The organism is Mycobacterium sp., from assembly GCF_008709575.1.
Classification (GTDB): domain Bacteria; phylum Actinomycetota; class Actinomycetes; order Mycobacteriales; family Mycobacteriaceae; genus Mycobacterium.
Window position 1 is genome coordinate 51,473 of the sequence record NZ_VYIK01000005.1, and the last position, 23,808, is coordinate 75,280.

The 23,808-nt window shown below is 68.3% G+C and carries 21 protein-coding genes; 15 read left to right on the forward strand and 6 right to left on the reverse strand.

Annotated features, from left to right (window positions below; all coding sequences use genetic code 11):
* Positions 1–29: 29 nt before the first annotated feature.
* Complete coding sequence (gene lysX / locus F6Q13_RS02135; RefSeq protein WP_293051563.1) at positions 30–3,350, reverse strand: bifunctional lysylphosphatidylglycerol synthetase/lysine--tRNA ligase LysX; 3,321 nt, start codon at positions 3,348–3,350, stop codon at positions 30–32.
* A gap of 413 nt (positions 3,351–3,763) precedes the next feature.
* On the opposite strand from lysX, the gene infC reads away from it, so the two are divergent.
* The 4 genes from infC (at position 3,764) to F6Q13_RS02155 (ending at position 5,855) form a co-directional block, all read left to right on the forward strand.
* Entirely contained in the window at positions 3,764–4,360 is a 597-nt protein-coding gene (infC, locus tag F6Q13_RS02140) for a translation initiation factor IF-3 (protein WP_293051637.1), read from the forward strand.
* 20 nt (positions 4,361–4,380) lie between these two features.
* Positions 4,381–4,575: a 50S ribosomal protein L35 gene (gene rpmI, locus F6Q13_RS02145; RefSeq protein WP_293051566.1), complete on the forward strand. Its 195-nt coding sequence runs from the start codon at positions 4,381–4,383 to the stop codon at positions 4,573–4,575.
* 92 nt (positions 4,576–4,667) lie between these two features.
* The gene (gene rplT / locus F6Q13_RS02150; RefSeq protein WP_293051569.1) at positions 4,668–5,057 is read left to right on the forward strand and encodes a 50S ribosomal protein L20; all 390 of its coding nucleotides are present in this window, start codon (positions 4,668–4,670) and stop codon (positions 5,055–5,057) included.
* Between the two features lie 15 nt (positions 5,058–5,072).
* On the forward strand, positions 5,073–5,855 hold the full coding sequence (locus F6Q13_RS02155) for an RNA methyltransferase (protein WP_293051572.1): 783 nt from the start codon (positions 5,073–5,075) through the stop codon (positions 5,853–5,855).
* Position 5,856: 1 nt separating this feature from the next.
* Here F6Q13_RS02155 and F6Q13_RS02160 read toward each other — a convergent pair whose 3' ends face one another.
* A complete protein-coding gene (locus F6Q13_RS02160) occupies positions 5,857–6,894 on the reverse strand; it encodes an oxygenase MpaB family protein (protein ID WP_293051574.1) in 1,038 nt (345 codons plus the stop codon).
* 217 nt (positions 6,895–7,111) lie between these two features.
* On the opposite strand from F6Q13_RS02160, the gene F6Q13_RS02165 reads away from it, so the two are divergent.
* The 3 genes from F6Q13_RS02165 to pheT all read left to right on the forward strand — a co-directional run bounded on the left by F6Q13_RS02165 (position 7,112) and on the right by pheT (position 11,610).
* On the forward strand, positions 7,112–7,897 hold the full coding sequence (locus F6Q13_RS02165; protein ID WP_293051576.1) for a rhomboid-like protein: 786 nt from the start codon (positions 7,112–7,114) through the stop codon (positions 7,895–7,897).
* Between the two features lie 153 nt (positions 7,898–8,050).
* Positions 8,051–9,094, forward strand: coding sequence for a phenylalanine--tRNA ligase subunit alpha (gene pheS / locus F6Q13_RS02170; protein ID WP_293051578.1), 1,044 nt, complete (start codon positions 8,051–8,053; stop codon positions 9,092–9,094).
* The gene (gene pheT / locus F6Q13_RS02175; protein WP_293051581.1) at positions 9,094–11,610 is read left to right on the forward strand and encodes a phenylalanine--tRNA ligase subunit beta; all 2,517 of its coding nucleotides are present in this window, start codon (positions 9,094–9,096) and stop codon (positions 11,608–11,610) included. The genes pheS and pheT overlap by 1 nt, the downstream gene beginning before the upstream one ends.
* A gap of 396 nt (positions 11,611–12,006) precedes the next feature.
* Here the strand turns inward: pheT and F6Q13_RS02180 are convergent, their stop codons facing one another.
* From F6Q13_RS02180 to F6Q13_RS02190, 3 genes are read right to left on the reverse strand one after another with little or no spacing between them, the layout of a single operon-like run.
* The gene (locus tag F6Q13_RS02180; protein WP_293051584.1) at positions 12,007–12,801 is read right to left on the reverse strand and encodes a transposase; all 795 of its coding nucleotides are present in this window, start codon (positions 12,799–12,801) and stop codon (positions 12,007–12,009) included.
* A complete protein-coding gene (locus F6Q13_RS02185) occupies positions 12,773–13,156 on the reverse strand; it encodes a type II toxin-antitoxin system PemK/MazF family toxin (protein WP_367140867.1) in 384 nt (127 codons plus the stop codon). Before F6Q13_RS02185 ends, F6Q13_RS02180 begins: the two co-directional genes overlap by 29 nt.
* Positions 13,149–13,379: an antitoxin gene (locus F6Q13_RS02190; RefSeq protein WP_293051590.1), complete on the reverse strand. Its 231-nt coding sequence runs from the start codon at positions 13,377–13,379 to the stop codon at positions 13,149–13,151. Before F6Q13_RS02190 ends, F6Q13_RS02185 begins: the two co-directional genes overlap by 8 nt.
* A gap of 179 nt (positions 13,380–13,558) precedes the next feature.
* Between F6Q13_RS02190 and argC the strand changes: the two genes are divergently transcribed.
* Genes argC through argH form a run of 8 tightly spaced genes read left to right on the forward strand, consistent with a single transcriptional unit; the run spans position 13,559 to position 22,000 of the window.
* Positions 13,559–14,605 (forward strand): N-acetyl-gamma-glutamyl-phosphate reductase, encoded by a 1,047-nt coding sequence (gene argC, locus F6Q13_RS02195; RefSeq protein ID WP_293051592.1) that lies wholly within the window; start codon positions 13,559–13,561, stop codon positions 14,603–14,605.
* Positions 14,602–15,825: a bifunctional glutamate N-acetyltransferase/amino-acid acetyltransferase ArgJ gene (argJ, locus tag F6Q13_RS02200; protein WP_293051595.1), complete on the forward strand. Its 1,224-nt coding sequence runs from the start codon at positions 14,602–14,604 to the stop codon at positions 15,823–15,825. Before argC ends, argJ begins: the two co-directional genes overlap by 4 nt.
* Positions 15,822–16,697 carry an acetylglutamate kinase gene (gene argB, locus F6Q13_RS02205; protein ID WP_293051598.1) on the forward strand — a complete coding sequence of 292 codons (876 nt, stop codon included), beginning with the start codon at positions 15,822–15,824 and terminating at the stop codon, positions 16,695–16,697. Before argJ ends, argB begins: the two co-directional genes overlap by 4 nt.
* A 2-nt stretch (positions 16,698–16,699) precedes the next feature.
* Positions 16,700–17,890 carry an acetylornithine transaminase gene (locus tag F6Q13_RS02210; protein ID WP_293051640.1) on the forward strand — a complete coding sequence of 397 codons (1,191 nt, stop codon included), beginning with the start codon at positions 16,700–16,702 and terminating at the stop codon, positions 17,888–17,890.
* Complete coding sequence (gene argF, locus F6Q13_RS02215) at positions 17,887–18,813, forward strand: ornithine carbamoyltransferase (protein WP_293051601.1); 927 nt, start codon at positions 17,887–17,889, stop codon at positions 18,811–18,813. The genes F6Q13_RS02210 and argF overlap by 4 nt, the downstream gene beginning before the upstream one ends.
* A 49-nt stretch (positions 18,814–18,862) precedes the next feature.
* Entirely contained in the window at positions 18,863–19,363 is a 501-nt protein-coding gene (locus F6Q13_RS02220; protein WP_293051603.1) for an arginine repressor, read from the forward strand.
* A 19-nt stretch (positions 19,364–19,382) separates the two neighbouring features.
* The gene (locus F6Q13_RS02225; protein ID WP_293051605.1) at positions 19,383–20,591 is read left to right on the forward strand and encodes an argininosuccinate synthase; all 1,209 of its coding nucleotides are present in this window, start codon (positions 19,383–19,385) and stop codon (positions 20,589–20,591) included.
* On the forward strand, positions 20,588–22,000 hold the full coding sequence (gene argH, locus F6Q13_RS02230; protein ID WP_293051608.1) for an argininosuccinate lyase: 1,413 nt from the start codon (positions 20,588–20,590) through the stop codon (positions 21,998–22,000). Before F6Q13_RS02225 ends, argH begins: the two co-directional genes overlap by 4 nt.
* 19 nt (positions 22,001–22,019) lie before the next feature.
* On the opposite strand, the gene F6Q13_RS02235 is transcribed toward argH, so the two are convergent.
* Positions 22,020–23,777, reverse strand: a complete 1,758-nt coding sequence (locus F6Q13_RS02235; protein WP_293051611.1) for an ABC-F family ATP-binding cassette domain-containing protein — start codon at positions 23,775–23,777, stop codon at positions 22,020–22,022.
* Positions 23,778–23,808: the final 31 nt, after the last annotated feature.

Consider the following 23,808-nt stretch of genomic DNA (forward strand, 5'->3'; position numbering starts at 1 on the left):
GCTGACCTGCCGGCCCGGGCGACGATCGGTTATCGCGGTTTGGCCAGCGGGAAGGGCAGCGTCTCGCGGATGCTGCGACCGGTGATGAGCATGATCACCCGGTCGACGCCCATCCCGAGACCGCCGGTGGGCGGCATCGCGTAGTCCATGGCCTGCAGAAAGTCCTCGTCGAGTTCCATGGCCTCCGGGTCCCCGCCGGCGGCCAGCAGCGATTGCTCCTGCAGCCGGCGCCGCTGCTCGACCGGATCGGTCAGCTCGCTGTAGGCGGTGCCCAACTCGATACCCCAGGCCACCAGGTCCCACCGTTCGGCCACGCCGCGCTTACTGCGGTGCGGCCGGGTCAGCGGCGACACCGATGTCGGGAAGTCGATGTAGAAGGTGGGCTGTTCGGTGCGTGCCTCGACCAGATGCTCGTAGAGCTCCAGCACCAGCGCGCCGGTATCCCACCGGGTCGGGTACGGGATTCGCGCGGCGTCGCACAGTTTGCGCAAGGTGGCCAGGCCCGTTCCGGGGTCGACGTGCTCGCCGAGCGCCTCGGAGACCGCGTCGTGGACAGTTTTCACCGGCCAGCGCCCCGAGATGTCGACCGGTTCCAGGTTGGCGTCAGTGTCGGTTAGGCCGTTCGACGTTCGGGGACGCATCACCACGGCCGCGCCGTTGGCCGCTCGCGCGGCATTCTGAATCAGTTCCCGGCAACCGTCGATCCAACTCAGGTAGTCGGCGTGCGCCTGATAGGCCTCCAGCAGAGTGAATTCCGGATTGTGGCTGAAGTCGACGCCCTCGTTGCGAAACGCGCGGCCCAGCTCGAATATCCGCTCCACCCCGCCGACGCACAGTCGTTTGAGGTACAGCTCCGGCGCGATCCGCAGGTACAGGTCCAGGTCGTAGGCGTTGATGTGGGTGACGAACGGGCGTGCCGTGGCACCGCCGTGGACTTGCTGCAGGATCGGCGTCTCGACTTCGAGGAAACCCTTGGCGGTCAGCGTCTCGCGAATCGAGCGCAGCACGCTGCTGCGGGCGACGATCAGCTGCCGGGAATCGGCGTTGATCGCCAGGTCGACGTAACGACTGCGCACCCGGGCCTCAGGATCGGCCAAACCCTTCCACTTGTCGGGCAAGGGCCGCAGACACTTACCAATGAGCCGCCAGCCGTGCACGATCAGCGATCGGGTGCCCCGCTTGCTGAATCCCATCTGACCGGTCACCTCGATCAGGTCACCCAAATCGATGGCGCGCCTGAAATCTGCGGCACGGCTGTGTTCGAGCACCGCATTGTCCAGCAACACCTGCAGTTCCCCGGACCAATCGCGCAGCTGAGCAAACAGCACACCGCCGAAGTCGCGGATGCGCAGCACGCGGCCGGACACCGACAGAGTCACCTGGTCGTTGGCCGTCAGCGCCTGCGCGATCGTGTGACTGGGCGGGACTCCTACCGGATAGGCGTCAACACCGTGGTTTTGCAGAGTCTGCAGCTTGTGGAGTCGGACGCGCATTTGTTGGGGAAGCCGACGGGGGACGTCGCCCTCGGAAAGCCGGGCCTGCTCCAGTCCGGAGATGTCCGGCGCTGTGCCGTCGGGGTGCAAAAGTCCGGTGTTCATCAGCACTTGCGGCACGGCCGAGTGATGGCCGGTGTGGTGTCTGTTGCGGCGGCTGAACGGCAGTACCAGGAAACCTTCTGCGATCACCGACGCGACCCCTACCCGTGGAATCAGCCGGGCGTCCTCGTAGCAGGCGTAGCGGGGCAGCCATTCGGGCTGGTATTTCATGTTCGAGCGGTACAGCGTCTCCAGTTGCCACCAGCGCGAGAAGAACACCAGCAACCCGCGCCACAGCCGGGCGATCGGTCCGGCGCCGAGCTGGGCGCCCTGCTCGAACGCAGAGCGGAACATGGCAAAGTTCAGTGAAATACGGCTCAGCCCAAGCTTTTCCGCTTGTAAAGCGAGCTCGCTGACCATGAGCTCGATGGTGCCGTTGGGTGAGTCGGGGGATCGGCGCATCAGATCCAGCGAGACCCCGTTAGGACCCCAGGGCACCAGGGACAGCATCGCCGCCACCTGATTGTCCCGACCTATGGCCTCGACCAGCAGGCAGTCGGCGTCAGCCGGGTCACCGAGTCGCCCCAGCGCCATCGAGAAGCCCCGCTCGGTTTGGGTGTCTCGCCAGGCATCGGCAAGCGTGATCAGTTGTTCCATCTCCTCGGCAGCAATTTCGCCGTGACGACGGATACGTATCGTCAGCCCGGCGCGGCGGGCCCGGGTGACCGCCTGACGTACTGCCCGCATGTCGGGGCCCGAGAGTTTGAATTCAGCGGTGTGCAGGATGGCCTCGTCGCCCAGCTCCAAAGCGTTCAAGCCGGCGTCCCGAAATGCTTTGGCCGCTTGCGCGCTGGCGCCCATCACCCCCGGCGCCCAGCCGTAGGTCTGGCACAGCCGCAGCCACGCGTCGATGGCCGCCGGCCACGCTCTCGGGTCGCCGACCGGGTCGCCGCTGGCCAGGCAGACCCCGACCTCGACGCGGTAGGTGATCGCGGCGCGGCCGCTGGGCGCGAAAATCACCGATTTGTCGCGGCGGGTGGCGAAGTAGCCCAACGAGTCGTTTTTCCCGAACAGCTCGAGCAAGCCACGGATGGCCGATTCATCCTCTCCGGTCAGCGCGTTCTCAGCGCGCTGAGATTGAAACAGTACGATGGCTGCGGCAGTCAGCGCGAGCGCACCGAAGAGCCCGAAGACCGCGTTGAGGACGAACTCGGGTCGGCCCGCGAAAAAGTTTTGGCCGAAGACGGCGAAGCCCACCACCCGGTTTGCCACGTAGGGCAGCCGGTCCGGCCGTTCCAGCGACCCCGGGAACAGCTCGACCAACCCCCAGGACAGCAGGATTCCGACTACCCACCCGGCGATGAGGACCGCCGCTGCCTTGTAGGGTGCGCCGCGGCGGACCTTGGCCCAAAATTGCGGGTAGCCCACGACCAGCAGCGCGATGGCGGCCGTGTGCAGCGCCAGCCCCAGGACTCCGCCGACGACGTCCATCGAGGTGCGATCGCTGGCGACCAGATCTTCGATATTCAGCACCGCGGCAATGAGCAAGTTGCCGGTCAACAGCCACCAGGCGATGCGTTTGCGTGCAGTCAGCGCCGCGGCCAGCAACGCCAGCACGAACGACCAGGCGATGCTGGTGTCGGGGAAGTTGAACAGGTAGTCGTTGATGAACTCCCTTGGCACCTTGATGACCCACCGAACCGGCGGCAACACGCTGGCGACCAGCGACAGGGTCGCGATGACGCCGACCGTCCAACCGGCGGCCGCAGGCAGCCAGGAGTACCGGGACGCCGGCCGGCCGGTAGTAACTATCACAGGTGGCGAGGATATTCGCTCAATCGGGGAATTGCCCGTGAGCACGCAGGGGACAAGATCGGCCGGGTATTGGCCGCGGCATCAACACTGCTACACTCATTGGTGCGACCGTCCCGGCGAAAGCCAGGGATAGCAAGTGGAGTCCCACTCCCACCGTTGGCCGCGGGACCTTTCCGCAGGCCTCAACGGTCCGGTCACCGGCACCGTGCGGTGCCGGTTTTGCGCACGCGCAGGCGGCTTCGGCTGCGACCGGTCGGCACAGGGCCCTGCTTATGCAGGGCTTTTTTGCTGATGGCGTGGTATCACCGCTGGATCCGACCCGGCCGGTCGCGACCGGAAAAACCTGCCCGGCGACGATACGGGCCGCGCCGCGGTCCGCAAAGGAGTCGGGCCACCGACATCAGGGAGGTCCCATCAGCACTGAGACCCGCGTCAACGAGCGCATTCGCGTACCTGAAGTCCGGCTGATCGGCCCAGGAGGCGAGCAGGTAGGCATCGTGCGTATCGAAGACGCCCTCCGCGTTGCCGCCGACGCCGACCTCGACCTCGTTGAAGTTGCACCGAACGCCAGGCCACCGGTCTGCAAGATCATGGATTACGGCAAGTTCAAATACGAGGCGGCGCAGAAAGCGCGGGAGTCTCGCAAACACCAGCAGCAGACCGTTGTCAAGGAACAAAAGCTGCGCCCCAAGATTGACGATCACGACTACGAGACGAAAAAGGGTCACGTGATCCGGTTTTTGGAGGCGGGATCTAAGGTCAAGGTGACAATCATGTTCCGCGGACGTGAGCAGTCGCGGCCCGAGTTGGGCTATCGGCTGTTGCAGCGCCTGGGCGCCGACGTCGCCGACTACGGATTCATCGAGACCGCGGCCAAGCAGGACGGCCGCAACATGACCATGGTGTTGGCGCCGCACCGCGGTGCGAAGACTCGGGCCAGAGCGGCACAGCAAGCCGGGAGTCCGGCGGCCGTGCCCGCGCCCGCCGGCGAGACCCAATCATCGAAGTGACACCGCAGAACTGAGGACAGATGCCCAAAGCCAAGACTCACAGCGGAGCCTCTAAGCGGTTCCGGCGCACCGGAACCGGCAAGCTGGTGCGCGAGCAGGCCAATCGCCGGCACCTCTTCGAGCACAAGCCGAGCACCCGCACGCGTCGGCTGGAGGGGCGCACCGGGGTGTCGGCCAACGACGCCAAGCGGGTCAAGAAACTGCTGAACGGGTGACCGAAGCCCCGGGCCGGGTCCGGGTCAGGCGCAACCCGGCACCATGGGGACAAACGAGGACAAACGAGGACAAGCGAGGATAGGAACATCCAATGGCACGCGTGAAGCGGGCGGTCAACGCCCAGAAGAAGCGGCGCACCATCCTGAAAGCCTCGCGAGGCTATCGCGGTCAACGCTCCCGCCTCTACCGCAAGGCTAAAGAGCAGCAACTGCATTCGCTCAACTATGCCTACCGCGACCGGCGAGCGCGCAAGGGCGAATTCCGCCGGCTGTGGATCTCCCGGATCAACGCTGCAGCCCGCGCCCACGACATCACTTACAACCGGTTGATCCAGGGGCTCAAAATGGCCGGTGTCGAGGTCGACCGTAAAAACCTCGCCGACATCGCGGTGACCGATCCCGCAGCGTTCACCGCTTTGGTCGAAGCCGCCAAGGCCGCACTGCCCGAGGACGTCAACGCACCCTCCCCAGAGGCCGCCTAGTCCAGGCTCGCGGCGGTGCTCACTCAGCGCTCGGCCCGGGTGGCCGCGGCGGTGAAATTGCATCGGCAGGTGGGCCGTCGGCGCGCCCGACGGTTTCTGGTGGAGGGCGCCCATCTTGTGGAAGCTGCAGCCGAGCGCGGACTGATCCGGGATCTGTTCGTCACCGAATCGGCGTCGCGCCGCTACGCCCCTCTGCTCGCCGAGCTGAACGCACCGCTGCATCTGGTGACCGAGCAAGCCGCGAAAGCATTGTCAGACACCGTGACCCCGGCCGGCCTGGTGGCAGTATGCGACCTGCCCACGACCCGTTTGGCCGAGGTACTGGCCGGATCACCCCGACTGGTCGCGGTCGCGGCGACGATCGGCGAACCCGGCAACGCGGGCACCCTGATTCGCACCGCCGACGCGATGGGCGCCGGGGCGGTGATATTCGACGGGGACAGTGTCGACCCCTACAACGGCAAATGCGTGCGCGCCTCCGCGGGCAGCATCTTCGCCGTCCCGGTCGTGGTGGTGGCTGAGATCTTGGCGACGGTGGGCGCGCTGCAAGCCGTCGGGTTGCAGGTGCTGGCCGCCACCGTGGATGGCGAGCTGTGCCTGGAGGACGCAGAGTTGGGCCGTGCCACGGCGTGGCTGTTCGGCTCCGAATCCCGCGGACTACCCGAGGAGCTGGCCGGGCGGGCCGATCACCGAGTCCAGATCCCGATGTCGGGCGGGGCGCAAAGCCTCAACGTCACTGCGGCCGCAGCCATCTGTCTATATCAGAGTTCGCGGGCACAACGACGGTTGCCGGGATAGCTCACGCTGCCGTGCCGTGACCCGGCCGCCTGCCGGCGGGCCTCAGGCCGGCCAGCGCAAAGGTATTGTGCACCAGCGACCCGGCACGTTCGATGATCGTTCTGCGGGGCGGAAAGTAGTGCATCGGCAGCCCACGGCGGTCCCGCGGCGGCGCCACGAATCGGGGCGCCTCCACCAACGGAGCGTCGGCCGGAATCCGGCCCGCCGCGCGGCGGTAGGCGGCCAGCGCACGGGGATGCAGCCGGATCTCGTCGGGCACGGCCAAAAACGCCAGCTCGACCGCTTTGCCGAAGAGCCGCAGTAACACCTCGTCGCCGGGAGTCCACCGCAGTCCTGCCTTTTCTCGAACAGGCGGGTCGAAAAGCCCGGCCGCGATCCAGCGCTGCCCGACCGCCAACGGCTTGAACAACTGATCCCACAGCGGCGTGGGCAGCAGCACGAACTTCGGCTTAGGAATGCGTATCTGGAAGATGTCCAGCGTGGCCTGGTTCATCTCCAGCACGTCACGGCACACGTGGTCCCAGTACTGCTGAAACTCTTCCCAGGTTTTGGGCACCGGCCGCATGCTCATCCCGTACATCCGGTACCACTGCACATGCTCGTCGAAGAGCTGGCGTTTCTCGGCCTCGGTCAGCCCGCCGCAGAAATACTCGGCCACCTTGATCACCAGCATAAAAAATGTGGCGTGGGCCCAGTAGAAGGTCTCCGGGTTGAGTGCATGGTAGCGACGGCCGGCCCGGTCGACACCCTTGATCGTGTGGTGGTATCTCTTGATCTGCTCGCCGGTTTGTGCGGCGCGGTCGCCGTCGTAGACCACACCCATGATCGGATACACCGAACGGGCCACCCGCTGCAGCGGTTCGCGCAGCAGGATCGAATGATGCTCGACTCCGGCGCCCAGTTCCGGGTACATGTTCTGGATCGCGCCGATCCACACGCCCATCATCCCAGTGCGTAAATCGCCGAAATACTTCCAGGTCAGCGAATCCGGCCCGAGCGGACCGGTATGGGTGGCCGCCTCGGCTGCGGCGGACGTCATCGATGTTGTCGTGGTCATCGCGACCTTTCGGCTCCTCAACCTCCCTCTTCACGATAATGTTGACAACGTATGTTGTCTATGATTTCGGGGGTGCGCCGCAGTTCCTCCAAGTGCCGCGCTGCCCGAACCGGGCCCCGACTCATTCCGCGGCGACCACACCCCCGTCTGCAGCCAGTCGATGGCGGATAGCAGGCTTAGTCGGGCATAGTAGAGACCGATGATCTCCGACATCGCGACGCGACTGGCCCGGATTCGGTTGACGGTCGGCTATGCGGCCACTCTGCTGGCGGTGAGCGTCACCCTCGTGATGCTCGGACCGCAGGCACAGGCCCAAGTCATACGCAACGCGAGCACGAACGTGCACAACCTGGCGCACGGGCAGCTGGGAACGCTGTTGGGCAGCGCCTTTGTCACCGACACCGGCCCGATCTACATCTGGCTGCCCGGCCTGGTCTGCCTGCTCGCGCTGGCCGAGCTGTTGTGGCACGGGGCGCGGCTGGCCATGGTGTTCGTCACCGGCCATATCGGTGCCACGCTGCTGGTGGCGGGCAGTCTTGCCACGGCCATCAAGCTCGGCTGGCTGCCGCTGTCGATCGCGCGAGCCAGCGACGTCGGCATGAGCTACGGCGCCGTCGCGGTGCTCGGCGCGCTGACCGCGGCGATCTCGCCGCGGTGGCGGCCGACCTGGATCGGCTGGTGGGTGCCGGCCGGCGTGGCGGCCGCGGCCGCTAGTGCCGATTTCACCGATGCCGGCCACGCCATCGCGTTGCTGCTGGGGGTGCTGGTCGCGAACCGCTTCACCGGACCGGTGACGTGGACGCGCACGCGCTACACGCTCCTCGGCGTCGGGGCGGCGTTCGGATTTCTGGTGCTGGCGCATACCGCCTGGTCAGCGTTGGCCGGTGTCGGCGTCGGTGTCCTGGGCGCCATCGTCGCCGACGTGCTGGCCGGACTCCGGATGACCCGCCGCCCGCGGCCGGTGCCCGCGGTCGCCACGCAGTAGCCGGTACCGCCGGGCGGCGCGGTTGGATGCGCCGGTCCGCGGCCGACATCGGCCGATCACCTATGATCAGCACTTGCGTCACAGTCTTTTCGTGACCAGCCCGGTTCCTCTCATCCCGTAAGTCATCCCGTCAGCAAGGAGCGTGTCGCCAGCGTGGGTGAGCACCCCGTCGACCTGTCACCGGAGGCGTTGACCGCCGCCGCCGAGGCGGCCCGGCAAGCATTTGCCGCCGCGGCCGATCTGGATGCCCTGGCACAGGCGAAAACCGAGCACCTGGGCGATCGCGCACCGCTGGCGCTGGCCCGCCAGGCGTTGGCCGGCTTGCCCAAAGCCGACCGCGCCGACGCCGGCCGGCGGGTGAACGCCGCCCGCGGCGAGGTCCAGCGCAGTTACGGCGAACGGCTGGCGACGCTGCGCAACGAACGGGACGCCGCGGTACTGATCGCCGAACGTATCGACGTCACCTTGCCTTCGACCCGGCAGCCCCCCGGGGCCCGGCATCCGGTGACGATCTTGGCCGACCGCATCGCCGACACCTTCATCGCGATGGGCTGGGAACTCGCCGAGGGGCCCGAAGTCGAGACCGAGCAGTTCAACTTCGACGCGCTGAACTTTCCCCCCGATCACCCCGCGCGCAGCGAGCAAGACTCGTTCTACATCGCGCCGGAGGGTTCCCGGCAGCTGCTGCGCACCCACACGTCGCCGGTGCAGGTGCGCGCCCTGCTGCAGCGCGAGCTGCCGGTCTACATCATCTCGATCGGCCGCACCTTCCGCACCGACCAGCTCGACGCCACCCACACGCCGGTGTTCCACCAGGTCGAGGGCCTGGCGGTGGATCAGGGTTTGTCGATGGCCCATCTTCGGGGCACGCTGGACGCGTTCGCCCGGGCCCAGTTCGGGCCGTCCGCCCAGATCAGGATCCGGCCGCACTTCTTTCCCTTCACCGAACCCTCGGCCGAGGTCGACGTCTGGTTTGCCAACAAGAAGGGCGGTGCCGGCTGGGTGGAATGGGGCGGGTGTGGCATGGTGAACCCCAACGTTCTGCGCAGCGCCGGCATCGACCCGGACCGCTATTCGGGTTTCGCCTTCGGCATGGGATTGGAACGCACGCTGCAGTTTCGCAACGGCATCCCCGACATGCGCGACATGGTCGAAGGCGACGTGCGCTTCTCGCTGCCGTTCGGGGTGGGAGCCTGATGCGCGTCCCGTACAGCTGGTTGCGGGAGGTCGTGACCGGCGCTGCCGGGAACGCGCCCGGTTGGGATGTCAGCCCCGACGAGCTCGAGCAGACACTGCTGCGCATCGGCCACGAGGTCGAGGAGGTGATCCGGCTCGGCCCGGTCAGCGGCCCGCTGGTGATCGGGCGGGTAGCCGACATCGAAGAGCTCACCGGGTTCAACAAGCCGATCCGCGCCTGCCTGGTCGATGTCGGCGAACCTGAGCTGCGCGAGATCATCTGTGGAGCGACGAATTTCGTTATCGGTGATCTGGTCGTGGTGGCACTGCCGGGCAGCGTTCTTCCCGGCGGCTTCGCGATCGCCGCACGCCAGACCTACGGTCGCATCTCGAACGGGATGATCTGTTCGGCGGCCGAACTAGGCTTGGCCGCAGACCATTCCGGCATTCTCGTGTTGCCTCCCGGCACGGCCGAACCGGGGGCCGACGGGGTCGACGTGGTTGGTTTAGACGACGTGGTGTTTCACCTGGCCATCACCCCGGATCGGGGTTACTGTCTGTCGCTGCGCGGTCTTGCCCGCGAGATCGCCTGCGCTTACGACCTCGACTTCGCCGATCCGGCCTCCAGCGCTGCGGTGCCGCCATTGCCCGCGCAGGGTCCGGCCTGGCCGCTGAGCGTCCAACCCGGCACCGGCGTGCGCCGGTTCGCGTTGCGCTCTGTCACCGGAATCGATCCGGGCGCGGTGTCGCCGTGGTGGCTGCAGCGACGGCTGCTGCTCTCAGGTATTCGGGCGATATCACCGGCCGTCGATGCGACGAACTACGTCATGCTCGAACTGGGTCATCCGCTGCACGCGCACGATCTCAAGCGCATCACCGGAGGCCTGCAGGTGCGGTTTGCCCGGCCCGGCGAGACCGTGGTCACCCTCGACGCGGTCGAGCGGCAGCTGGAACCCACCGATGTCCTGATCGCCGACGACGTCGCGACCGCGGCGATCGGCGGAGTGATGGGTTCGGGCACCACCGAGATGCGCGACGACACCACCGACGTGCTGCTGGAGGCCGCGGTCTGGGATCCGGCGGCGGTCTCGCGCACCCAGCGGCGGCTGCGTTTGCCCAGCGAAGCCGCCCGCCGCTATGAGCGCGCGGTCGACCCGGCCATCTCGGTGGCGGCGCTGGACCGGTGCGCGGTGCTGCTTGCCGAGATTGCCGGCGGCGTGGTCTCCCCGGCGCTGACCGACTGGCGCGGCGACCCGGCGGCCGACTCGTGGGCCGGGTCGCCGATCCGGATCCCCGCGGACCTGCCGGACCGCGTCGCCGGGGTGCGCTATCGCGCCGGCACGACTGTGCGACGGCTGACCCAGATCGGGGCGGTGGTGGCCACCGACGGCGACATGCTGGCGGTGACCCCGCCGAGTTGGCGTCCCGACCTGGTCCAACCCGCCGACCTGGTCGAGGAGGTGCTGCGGCTGGAAGGCCTGGAGGTGATCCCGTCGGTGCTGCCGTCGGCACCGGCCGGCCGCGGACTCACCGCGACGCAGCGGCGTCGCCGGTCAATCGGCACGGCGCTGGCCCTGTCCGGCTATGTCGAGATCCTCCCGTCACCGTTCCTGTCGGCCGCCGTCTTCGACGCCTGGGGCCTGCCCGCCGACGACCCGCGGCGGGCCACCACCCAGGTACTCAATCCGCTGGAGGCCGATCGGTCGCATCTGGCTACCACCCTGCTACCTGGGCTATTGGAAGCGCTGGGGCGCAATGTCTCTCGCGGCATTGCCGATGTCGCGCTCTATGCCATCGCGCACGTGGTGCAGCCGGGCGGGCACAACCGTGGCGTCGAGCCGATCCCGGTGCACCGTCGCCCCACCGACGCCGAGATCGCCCTGCTCGACGAGTCGCTACCCCGGCAACCTCAGCACGTCGCCGCGGTGCTGGCCGGCCTGCGGGAGCTGCCCGGCCCGTGGGGCGCTGGTCGCCCGGTAGCGGCCGCCGACGCGTTCGAAGCAGTCCGGATCATCGCCCGGGCCAGCGGAATCGACGTCGCGTTGCGGGCGGCGACGTACTTGCCGTGGCATCCCGGGCGGTGCGCCGAGGTGCTCGTCGGTGACCCCCGGGAAGGGAAAGTCATCGGTTACGCCGGCCAGTTGCATCCGGCGGTGATCGAGCGCTGCGGGTTGCCCAGCGGCACCTGCGCCCTTGAGTTGGATCTCGACGCGATGCCGGTCGTCGAGTCGTTCCCGGCGCCCCGGGTGTCGCCGTTCCCGGCGGTATTCCAGGACGTCAGCTTGGTGGTGGGCGCCGATGTAGCCGCTCAAGCCGTCCTGGACGCGCTGCGCGACGGCGCGGGCGAGCTGCTGGAGGACATCCGGTTGTTCGACGTCTACACCGGCCCGCAGATCGGGAACGACCGGAAGTCGCTGACGTTTGCGCTGCGGTTCCGCGCGCCGGATCGGACGCTGACCGAGGACGAGGCCAGTGCGGCTCGCGACGAGGCGGTGCGCTGCGCCACCGAGCGCGTCGGCGCGGTGCTGCGCGCCTGACCGCGCGCGATCAATTGTGCTCGTGGGCGAGTTGGACGCGCGAGATCAGGCCGAGTTTGGTGGGGATGTGGCTGAAGTGGGTTTTCATTGTGCGTGCTGCGGTGGGAAGGGCACTCAGGTGCCGGCTGGCCGCCTCGCTCGCGTCCAGTGCCGTGGCAACATCGCCTGTGTGCGGGGCATTTCCACGTCGACCGCGTTCGGATTGACGGTTGAGATCGACGGCTATCCGGACTCGGTGTCCGATGAGCACTCCTCGGCGTGCTCGCGCTCCCGGGGCGGGGCCACCAAGACCGGCAACAGGCTCGCCGGCTGCTCATCGAAGCGGCTTGACATCCTCCACCGCTTGGAAAGCGGTGGATTCCCTTGGCCGTTAGGCGGCGTTGGGTGGTTCGCGGTTCATCGCAGATGCCGCCGGCCCAGGGGCCGGACCCGTGTGTGGGGGTCGGTCTTATTCTTGCTCCCCGCCTGGCTGACGGCTTCGCCGCCCGGTTTTTCACCGGATGTCCCAGCCAGTTGTTCGGATTGCTGCGCCACCCAGCGCGTGAGGGCTTCCTCACGTATGTTGATGGCGGCGTTGGTGTCAGCGTTGCCGGTCCAGCCACAACTGTGTGATTGGCACCGGAATACCGCTTGGCTTTCGCGGTTCTCCCGTGCTGTGTGCCCGCACTGATGGCAACGCTGACTGGTGTAGGCCGCCGGCACCTCGACAACGGTGACACCGACCAGTTCGGCCTTGTACTGAATGTGTTTGGCCAGCCGCGCGAGCGCGGCATTGCGCATCGACCGGTTGAGTCCTCGTTTGCGTGCGGCCCCATTAGGCAAAAACCGGGTCGGATTGTTGTGGTCCCGACCAGGTTTGGGTCGGCGGGTCATGCGTTCCACCGGTAGTTTCTCGATCCCGATGAAATCGTGCCCCCGCACGAGTTGGGTGCTGAGCTGGTGGGCGAAATCGTCGCGGATGCGCGCCTGTTTAGCGGCCAAGCCCGTGGCCGCGCTCTTGTGCGCCTGGTAGCGGCGTGATTCCCAGAAACGCCGCCCTTGGCGCGCGGCGATGAGCTTGGATTTGGCCATCCGACGTTGATGAAACCTGCGCTGTTTGTCCAGCGCGGCGGTGTCGGGGGCGGCATAGAATCGGCCACGGTCATCGGCGGTCCCCCGGCCGCTAAAGCGACCGGCCCCCTCGGGGCTCATCGGTGGTTGGTATTTGGATGCCCAGAATCAATGCGAGGCCACGTTCAACGTGGTGCATTGTGTCGGGCGCCAGGCTGCCCAGTCGCTCCAGGAGGCGGCTACGGACGACGGCGCGGACGCCGCGGCAGACGGCGACGCTGTCGGTGTCTATGCCTTCGGGGGATGAGATGCGTGGCCGCAATGGGCTGTCGGGCAGTGAACTCGACACCGGTACTACGACAATGAGTTCATCATCGACGCCGGCCAGTATCTCCTCGGTCGAGACGACGACGGCGGGGCGGTGTTTGCCGGGTTCGCCGGCTCGCGCGGCGCCGAGGGCGACGAGCCACAGTTCGCCGCGCCGCGGTTCAGCCAATGCCATCGCCGACCGTGGCGTCCCAGTCGCGGTTCTCGTCGCGTACGGCTGGCAGCGTCGCCTCGGCGCGGGTGGCATCGCGTTCGGCAGCGAAGATCTCCTCCCGTTCCGCACGGGCGGCGAGCTCAGTCAGCAGGGCAGCGATAGAAATACCTCGTTCACGGGCCTGGACGGCTAGCCGGTCACGGGTTTGCACTGGAACCCTGATCGTAGTCGTTGCCATAGACATTTAGCGTAGCCTATCAAGTAGACATGTCTTAGCGCTTGTTATTTTCCCGCAGTGGCGGTGTGCGCCATTGCCCGGGCGCGCGCCGAGCCCGAATCGAACTGGCCGAAGCCCGGACGACGCCGTACCTTGGTATTAACTTGCAATCATATGCATAACCATGCAGAATGAGCGGGATGACCCGGACGGTGCGTGTGGCGGTGGCCGGCGCCAGCGGTTACGCGGGCGGTGAGATCCTACGGTTGCTGCTCGGGCACCCGGCCTATGCGGACGGCCGACTGAGGATCGGCACACTGACCGCGGCACGCAGCGCCGGCAGCGCGCTGTCGGACTGGCATCCGCACCTGACACCGCTGGCCCAACGGGTCGTCGAGCCGACCGACCCGGAACTGCTGCGCGGCCATGACGTGGTTTTCCTCGCGCTTCCGCACGGGCATTCGGCCGCCCTGGCCCACCAGCTCGGCCCCGAGGTGCTGGTCGTGGACTGCGGCGCGGACTTCCGGCTCACCGATCCGACCGCATGGCAACGGTTCTACGGGTCCCCGCACCCCGGCAGCTGGCCGTACGGACTGCCCGAATTGCCCGGGGCCCGGGACCGGCTACGGAATGCGCGCCGCATCGCGGTGCCGGGCTGCTATCCCACCGCCGCGCTGCTGGCGCTGGTGCCCGCGATGGCCCAAGACCTCATCGACGCCGCCGTCACGGTGGTCGCGGTCAGCGGGACCTCCGGAGCCGGGCGCGCCGCCGATCCCGACCTGCTGGGGTCGGAGGTCATCGGATCTGCGCGGGCCTACAACATCGCCGGCGCGCACCGGCACACCCCCGAGATCGTGCAAGGGCTCAAGACCGTCACCGATCGCGACGACGTCACCGTGTCGTTCACCCCGGTGCTCATCCCGGCCTCGCGGGGCATCCTGGCCACCTGCACCGCACGTACCGACTCACCCCTCTCGGCGTTGCGGGCCGCTTACGAAAAAGCTTATGACAGTGAGCCGTTCGTCTACCTGCTCCGCGAGGGCCAGTTGCCGCGCACGGGTGCGGTGATCGGTAGCAACGCCGCGCACATCGCCGTCGCGGTGGACCAGGACGCCGCGACGTTCGTCGCGATCGCCGCGATCGACAATCTTGTCAAGGGCAGCGGGGGGGCCGCCGTGCAGGCGATGAACCTGGCACTGGGCTGGCCCGAAACCGAGGGGCTTTCGGTGCTGGGGTTGGCACCGTGACCGGCGCGGACCACGTCGCCGGCTCGGCGCGGCTGGTGCGCACCCAGGGGGTCACCGCCCCGGCCGGCTTCCGGGCAGCCGGCATTGCCGCGGGCATCAAGGCGTCCGGTGCCCCGGACCTCGCGCTGGTGTTCAACGAGGGCCCCGACTGCACGGCCGCGGGGATGTTCACCCGCAACCAGGTCAAGGCCGCGCCGGTGTTGTGGACCCGGCAGGCGCTGACCACCGGCCGGCTGCGCGCGGTGATCCTGAACTCCGGCGGCGCCAACGCCTGCACCGGCCCGGCCGGATTCCAGGACGTGCACGCCACCGCCGAGGCCGTGGCCGCCGCCTTGTCGGCCCGGGGCACCGAAACCGGGGCGATCGAGGTGGCCGTCTGCTCCACCGGGCTGATCGGCGATCGGCTGCCGATGGACAAGATGCTCGCCGGTGTCGCGGCTGTCGTGCAGGAGATGGCCGGCGGGCTCACCGGCGGAACGGACGCCGCCCGGGCCATCATGACCACCGACACCGTGCCCAAACAGGTCGCGCTGCACCATTGCGGAAACTGGTCCGTCGGGGCCATGGCCAAGGGGGCCGGGATGGTGGCGCCGTCGCTGGCCACCATGCTGTGCGTGCTGACCACCGACGCCGTCGCCGAGCCCAGCGCGCTCGCGTCGGCGCTGCGACGGGCCGCCGCGGCCACGTTCGACCGCCTCGACATCGACGGCAGCTGCTCCACTAACGACACGGTGTTGCTGCTGGCCTCCGGAGCGAGCGACATCGCCCCCGGCCAAGCCGATCTCGACGAGGCGGTGCTGCGAGTCTGCGACGACCTGTGCGCCCAGTTGCAGGCCGATGCCGAAGGCGTCACCAAGCGGATCACCGTCACCGTGACCGGGGCCCCCAGCGAAGACGACGCGCTGGCCGCCGCCCGGACCGTCGCCCGCGACAGCCTGGTCAAGACCGCGCTGTTCGGTTCCGACCCCAATTGGGGGCGCGTGGTCGCGGCCGTCGGGATGGCCCCCTTCCGGCTCGACCCCGACCGGATCACCGTGTCGTTCAACGGCGCTGCGGTCTTCGCCAACGGCACCGGGATGCCGGGCGCCCGCCAGGTCGACCTGTCCGGCGCCGACATCGACGTCACCGTCGGCCTCGGGCTCGGCAGCGGCCGGGCGACGATCCGCACCACCGACCTGTCGCACGGCTACGTCGACGAGAATTCGGCCTACAGCTCGTGACCGAAGTTCCCACGCCGGTCAAGGCGCAGGTGCTGGCGGAAGCCCTGCCCTGGCTCAAGCAGCTGCACGGCAAGATCGTCGTCATCAAGTACGGCGGCCACGCGATGACCGACGACACCCTGCGGCACGCGTTCGCCGCGGACATGGCATTCCTGCGCAACTGCGGCATCCATCCCGTCGTCGTGCACGGCGGCGGACCGCAAATCAGCGCCATGCTGCGGCGGCTCGGCATTCCCGGCGACTTCAAAGGCGGATTCCGGGTCACCACACCGGAAGTCCTCGACGTGGCGCGCATGGTGCTGTTCGGCCAAGTGGGCCGGCAGCTGGTCAACCTGATCAACGCGCACGGTCCCTACGCGGTCGGGATCACGGGCGAGGACGCGCAACTGTTCACCGCGGTGCGGCGCAGCGTCACCGTCGACGGGGTGACCACCGATATCGGTCTGGTCGGCAACGTCGACCGCGTCAATACCGCCGCGGTGCTCGACCTGATTGCCGCCGGACGTATCCCGGTTGTCTCTACGCTGGCACCCGACACCGAGGGTGTCGTGCACAACATCAACGCCGACACCGCCGCCGCGGCGCTGGCCGAAGCGCTGGCAGCCGAAAAGCTGCTGATGCTCACCGATGTCGAAGGGCTCTACACCCGCTGGCCGGACGCTGATTCGCTGGTCAGCGAGATCGACACCGCCACGCTGACGCAACTGCTCCCGACGGTGCAGGCGGGCATGATCCCCAAGGTCGAGGCCTGCCTGCATGCCGTCGGCGGCGGGGTGCCCAGCGCACACATCATCGACGGGCGTGTCGAACACTGCGTTCTGGTCGAACTTTTCACCGATGCGGGCACCGGCACCAAGGTGGTTAAGGCGTGACTGTGTCCCGAACCGAGACGCTGCAGCAGCGGTGGTCCGCGGTGATGATGAACACCTACGGCACCCCGCCGATCGCGTTGGCCAGCGGCGACGGCGCGGTGGTCACCGACGTGGACGGCAACTCTTACCTGGATCTGCTCGGCGGTATCGCCGTCAACGTTCTCGGCCACCGCCACCCCGCCGTCGTCGACGCGGTGACCCGGCAGATCTCGACGTTGGGGCACACCTCCAACCTCTATGCCACCGAACCCGGCATCGCCCTGGCGGAGGCTCTGGTGTCGCTGGCAGGCGCCGACGGCGAGACTCGAGTCTTTTTCTGCAACTCCGGCGCCGAGGCCAACGAGCTGGCGTTCAAGCTGTCCCGGCTGACCGGCCGAACGAAACTCGTCGCGGCACAGCAAGCCTTCCACGGAAGGACGATGGGTGCGCTGGCGCTGACCGGTCAGGGGAGCAAACAGACCCCGTTCGCGCCGCTGCCCGGCGAGGTCAGCCACGTGCCGTTCGGGGACCCCGACGCACTGGCCGCCGCGGTGGGCGACGACACCGCCGCGGTGTTTCTGGAGCCGATCATGGGGGAGAGCGGCGTCGTCGTCCCGCCGGACGGCTATCTGGCCGCGGCGCGGGACATCACCACGCGGCACGGGGCGCTGCTGGTGCTCGACGAGGTGCAGACCGGAGTGGGCCGTACCGGCCGGTTCTTCGCCTACCACCATGAGGGGATCACCCCCGATGTGGTGACCCTGGCGAAGGGGCTGGGCGGCGGCTTGCCGATCGGCGCGTGCCTGGCGATCGGGCCGGCCGCGCGGCTGCTGACGCCCGGTCTGCACGGCAGCACGTTCGGTGGCAACCCGGTCTGCGCGGCGGCGGCACTGGCGGTGCTGGGGACAGTGGCCAGCCAGGACCTGGTGCGGCGTGCCGCGACGCTGGGGAAAACCCTGCGTCACGGCATCGAATCGCTGAACCACCCGCTGGTCGACCACGTCCGCGGCCGCGGCCTGCTGTGCGGAGTGGTGCTGAGCGCACCGGTCGCCCGGCGGGCCGAGAGCGCGGCCCGCACCGCCGGTTTCCTGGTCAACGCCGCGGTCCCCGACGTCCTGCGATTGGCACCGCCGCTGATCATCACCGAAGCCCAGATCGACGCATTCGTCGCTGCGCTGCCCGGCATCCTCGACGCCGCAGGAGAAACCCCGTGACCCGGCATTTCCTGCGCGATGACGATCTCGCCCCGGACGAACAGGCCGAAGTCCTCGCGCTGGCCGCCCAACTCAAGACGGACCCGTGCGGCTGCCGGCCGCTAGAGGGGCCGCGCGGGGTCGCGGTCATCTTCGACAAGCACTCCACCCGCACCCGGTTCTCGTTCGAGATGGGCATCGCCCAACTGGGCGGGCACGCCGTCGTCGTGGACAGCCGCAGCACCCAGCTGGGCCGCGACGAAAGCCTCGCCGACACCGCGAAAGTGCTCTCCCGTTTTGTCGAGGCGATTGTCTGGCGCACGTTCGGCCAGGACCGACTGACGGCGATGGCGGCCAGCGCGACGGTACCGGTGATCAACGCACTCTCCGATGCGTTCCATCCCTGCCAGGTCTTGGCCGACCTGCAGACGATCGCCGAGCGCAAAGGGTCGCTGGCGGGCCTGACACTGTCCTACTTCGGCGACGGCTCCAACAACATGGCGCATTCGCTGCTGCTGGGTGGATCCACCGCCGGGCTGCACGTCCGAATCGCCGCTCCGCGCGAATTCGCCCCCGACCCGCAGGTGCTGGCGGCCGCCCGGCAGCGGGCGGCCGCCACTGGGGCGTCGGTGCAGGTGACCGTCGACGCCGAGGAGGCGGCGACCGGCGCGGACGTGCTGGTCACCGACACCTGGACCTCGATGGGCCAGGAGGCCGACGGGCTGGACCGGGTGGCGCCGTTTCGGCCCTACCAGCTCAATGCCGGGCTGCTTGCCCGGGCCGACGCCGAAGCCGTGGTGCTGCATTGCCTGCCCGCGCACCGTGGTGAGGAGATCACCGACGAGGTCATCGACGGGCCGCAGAGCGCGGTGTGGGACGAGGCCGAGAACCGGCTGCACGCCCAGAAGGCGCTGCTGGTGTGGCTGCTGGAGCGATCCCGATGACGTCACGGCGCCGACACTGCCGAGTCAGTCGACCAGCAGGAGCGGCGCGGTGACCCGCAGCGGGCCGAAGACGGCCCCGGACGTCACGCGCACCGCCCGGCAGGCCCGGATCGCGGCGATCCTGTCGTCGGTGCAGGTGCACAGTCAAAGCGAGCTGGCCGGGCTGCTGGCCGCCGAGGGTATCGAGGTCACCCAGGCCACGCTGTCGCGCGACCTCGAAGAAATCGGCGCGGTGAAGCTGCGCGGCGTCGACGGCGGCGTCGGAACCTACGTCGTACCCGAAGACGGTCACCCGGTGCGTGGGGTGTCCGGCGGCACCGGGAGGCTGTCACGGCTGCTGGGTGAGCTGCTGGTGGCCACCGACGCCACCGGGAACCTCGCGGTGCTGCGCACCCCGCCGGGCGCGGCCGACTACCTGGCCAGCGCGATCGACCGGGCAGCGCTACCGTACGTCGTCGGCACCATCGCCGGCGACGACACCATCTTTGTGGCGGCACGCGAGCCCATGACCGGCGCCGAGCTGGCCGCTGCATTGGAAAAGTTGAAGTAAACCTCGAGGAGATCGGTTCATGTCCGAGCGCGTCATTTTGGCTTATTCCGGTGGTCTGGACACCTCGGTAGCGATCAGCTGGATCGGCAAGGAGACCGGTCGCGAGGTCGTCGCGGTCGCTGTCGACCTCGGCCAGGGCGGCGAGGACATGGAGGTGGTCCGCCAGCGCGCACTGGACTGCGGCGCCGTCGAGTCGATCGTGGTCGATGCCCGCGACGAGTTCGCCGAGGGCTACTGTCTGCCGGCCATCTGGTCCAATGCGCTCTACATGGACCGGTATCCGTTGGTGTCGGCGCTGAGCCGACCGTTGATCGTCAAGCACCTGGTCGCCGCTGCGCGCGAACACGGCGGCAGCATTGTCGCGCACGGATGTACCGGAAAGGGCAACGACCAAGTTCGCTTTGAGGTCGGATTCGCCTCGCTGGCACCGGATCTGGAGGTCCTGGCACCGGTACGCGACTACGCATGGACACGGGAGAAGGCGATCGCGTTCGCCGAGGAGAACGCGATCCCGATCAACGTGACCAAGCGGTCGCCGTTCTCGATCGACCAGAACGTGTGGGGCCGCGCGGTGGAAACCGGTTTCCTGGAACACCTCTGGAATGCGCCGACCAAAGACGTCTACGCCTACACCGAGGACCCCACCGTCAACTGGCACACTCCCGACGAGGTGATCGTCGGCTTCGCGCGGGGTGTGCCGGTATCCATCGACGGCAGGCCGGTGTCGGTGCTGGAGGCGATCACGGAACTCAACGAGCGGGCCGGCGCGCAGGGAGTCGGCCGACTCGACGTCGTCGAAGACCGGCTGGTAGGCATCAAGAGCCGGGAAATCTACGAAGCGCCGGGGGCGATGGTGCTGATCACCGCGCACACCGAACTCGAGCACGTCACATTGGAACGCGAGGTGGGCCGGTTCAAGCGGCTGACCGACCAGCGCTGGGCCGAGCTGGTCTACGACGGGTTGTGGTACTCCCCGCTGAAAGCGGCGCTGGACAGCTTCGTCGCCACCACCCAGCAGCATGTCACCGGGGAAATCCGCATGGTGTTGCACGGCGGCCACATCGCCGTCAACGGTCGGCGCAGCCCCGAGTCGCTGTATGACTTCAGCCTGGCGACCTACGACGAGGGCGACAGCTTCGACCAGTCCAGCGCGAAGGGCTTCGTGTACGTGCACGGCCTGTCCTCGAAGATCGCAGCGCGCCGGGACCTGGCCCCTGACGAAACATGAGCACCAACGAGGGGTCCCTGTGGGGCGGGCGATTCGTCGACGGCCCGGCCGCGGCGCTGCTCGCGCTGAGCAGATCCACTCACTTCGACTGGGCACTGGCGCCCTACGACATCCTCGCGTCGCGCGCGCACACCCGGGTGCTGTTCCGGGCGGGGCTGCTCACCGACGAGCAGCGCGACGGCCTGTTGGCCGGGCTGGACAGCCTCGCCCGCGACGTGGCCGACGGCAGTTTCGGCCCGCTGCCCAGCGACGAGGATGTGCACGCCGCGCTCGAGCGCGGGCTGATCGACCGGGTCGGACCCGACCTGGGCGGCCGCCTGCGCGCCGGCCGATCCCGAAATGACCAGGTGGCCACACTGTTTCGGATGTGGCTGCGCGATGCCGCGCGGCGGGTCGCCGCGGCGGTGCTCGATCTCGTCGACGCACTGACCGCTCAGGCCGCCGCTCATCCCGGCGTGATCATGCCCGGCAAGACGCACCTGCAGTCCGCCCAACCGGTCCTGCTGGCGCATCATCTGCTCGCTCATGCCCACCCGCTGCTGCGGGACGTCGACCGCATCGCCGACCTCGACACCCGCACTGCGGTGTCGCCCTACGGGTCCGGGGCGCTGGCCGGCTCCTCGCTGGGTCTTGATCCGGACACGGTTGCCCAAGAGCTGGGTTTCGCGCGCGCCGCCGACAACTCTATCGATGCCACTGCCGCGCGGGATTTCGCTGCAGAAGCGGCTTTCGTGTTCGCGATGATCGCGGTGGACCTCTCGCGGCTCGCCGAGGACATCATCATCTGGAGTTCGACCGAATTCGGTTACGTCACCCTGCACGACTCGTGGTCGACCGGCAGCTCGATCATGCCGCAGAAGAAGAATCCCGACATCGCCGAGCTGGCCCGGGGCAAATCCGGCCGGTTGATCGGCAACCTAGCCGGGCTGCTGGCGACGTTGAAGGCGCAGCCGCTGGCCTACAACCGGGACCTGCAGGAGGACAAGGAGCCGGTGTTCGACTCGGTGGCACAGCTGGAGCTGCTGCTGCCGGCGATGGCCGGACTGGTGGGCAGCCTGACGTTCGATGTCGAGCGGATGACGGCCCTCGCCCCGGCCGGCTACACGCTAGCCACCGACATCGCCGAATGGCTGGTGCGTCAAGGTGTTCCGTTCCGGATTGCCCACGAGATCGCGGGTGCGGCAGTACGGGCCGCCGAACAGCGTGGCGTCGGGCTGGACGAGCTGACCGACGAAGAGCTGGCAGCCATCAGTCCCGAATTGACGCCACAGGTCCGCGACGTGCTGACGATTGAGGGCTCCGTGTCGTCGCGCGCCGCGCGGGGCGGCACCGCGCCGATCCGGGTCGCCGGGCAGCTGGACGCGGTTCGGGAAACCGTCGACCGGCTGCGGCGACAACTGCGCCACTGAAAAGCACTGAAAAGTCCAGTTACTCGATCTGCTCGGCGAGTTCGAGCCAGCGGGCTTCCATGGCGGTCACCTGGCCCTCGAGAGCGCGCAATTCGTGCGTCAGCCGGGTCAGCCCCACGTGGTCGGATTGGTCGTGTTCGGCGATCTCGCCGTGCTTGGCCGCGATCCGCTGCGCCAGCCGTGCCAGGTGTCGGTCGATAGCGGCGATCTCTTTCTGCGCGCTGCGGAGTACGGCGCCACGCGAGGATTTCGCTTTGACCGGGGTCATCCCCGCGGACCTCGGGGCCGCGGACAAGCGCAGGTATTCGTCGACACCGCCGGGCAGATGACGCAGCCGGCCGTCCAGGATCGCATACTGCTGGTCGGTGACCCGCTCAAGCAGATACCGGTCGTGCGACACGACGATCAGGGTGCCCGGCCAGGAGTCGAGCAGGTCCTCGGTGGCGGCCAGCATGTCGATGTCCACATCGTTGGTCGGTTCGTCGAGCAGCAACACGTTCGGCTCGCTCAGCAACGTCAGCATCAGCTGCAGCCGCCGCCGCTGACCCCCGGAGAGCTCACCGACCCGCGCGGCGAACTGCTCACGGGCGAACCCCAGCCGTTCCAGCAGCTGCGCCGGCGTCACGTCGCGGCCGTCGACGCGATATCCGCTGGGTAATCCGGCCACGACCTCGGCGACCCGGGCACCGGCCAGCGGCGCCAGCCCGGTCTGGTCCAACATCGCCAACTGAACGGTCTTACCCCGTTTCACTTTTCCGGTATCCGGTGCGATGGTGCCGGCGATCAGACCCAGCAACGTGGACTTGCCGGCGCCGTTGGCGCCGACGATTCCGGCGCGGTCCCCGGGGCCGATGCGCCAGTGGACCTCCCGCAACACCGGGTTGCCGTCGAACGACACCGACACATCCACCAGCTCGATAACGTCCCTGCCCAGTCGCGCGGTCGCCAGCTTCGCCAACTCGACGGAGTTGCGCAGCGGCGGCACGTCCCCGATCAGCTGGTTGGCCGCCTCGATGCGAAACTTCGGTTTCGACGTGCGGGCCGGCGGACCGCGGCGCAACCAGGCCAGCTCCTTGCGCAGCAGGTTTTGCCGCTTGGCCTCGGCTGCGGCGGCCCGCCGGTCGCGCTCGACGCGCTGCAACACGTAGGCGGCGTAGCCGCCGTCGAACGGCTCCACGGTGGCGTCGTGCACCTCCCACGTCGTGGTGACCACCTCGTCGAGAAACCAGCGGTCGTGGGTCACCACCAGCAGCCCGCCCGCGGTCGGGGCCCAGCGCTGCCGCAGATGTCGGGCAAGCCAGGTGATGCCCGCGACGTCGAGGTGGTTGGTGGGCTCGTCGAGGGCGATCACGTCCCACTCGCCGATCAACAGTGCGGCCAGCTGCACGCGTCGCCGCTGGCCGCCGGATAACGCGGATATCGGCACATCCCAGGCGATATCGGCCACCAGCCCGTCGACGACGGCGCGGATGCGCGCGTCGCCGGCCCACTCGTGTTCAGGGCGATCGCCCACCAGCGTCGCGCCGACGGCGCGGTCGCACTCAAGCGTGTCCGCCTGGCTCAGCACGCCGACCCGCACTCCGCCCCGCCGGGTGACCCGGCCGGAATCCGGGGAGATCTCGCCGGTGAGCAAACCCAGTAAACTGGATTTGCCGTCCCCGTTTCGCCCGACGATGCCGATCCGGTCACCGTCACCGACTCCGAGGCTCACCGACTCGAACACGACCCGGGTCGGGTATTCCAGGTGGATGGCCTCGGCGCCGAGCAAGTGCCGCACGGCCTCAAATTAGCGCCGCGCCGCGACGGTG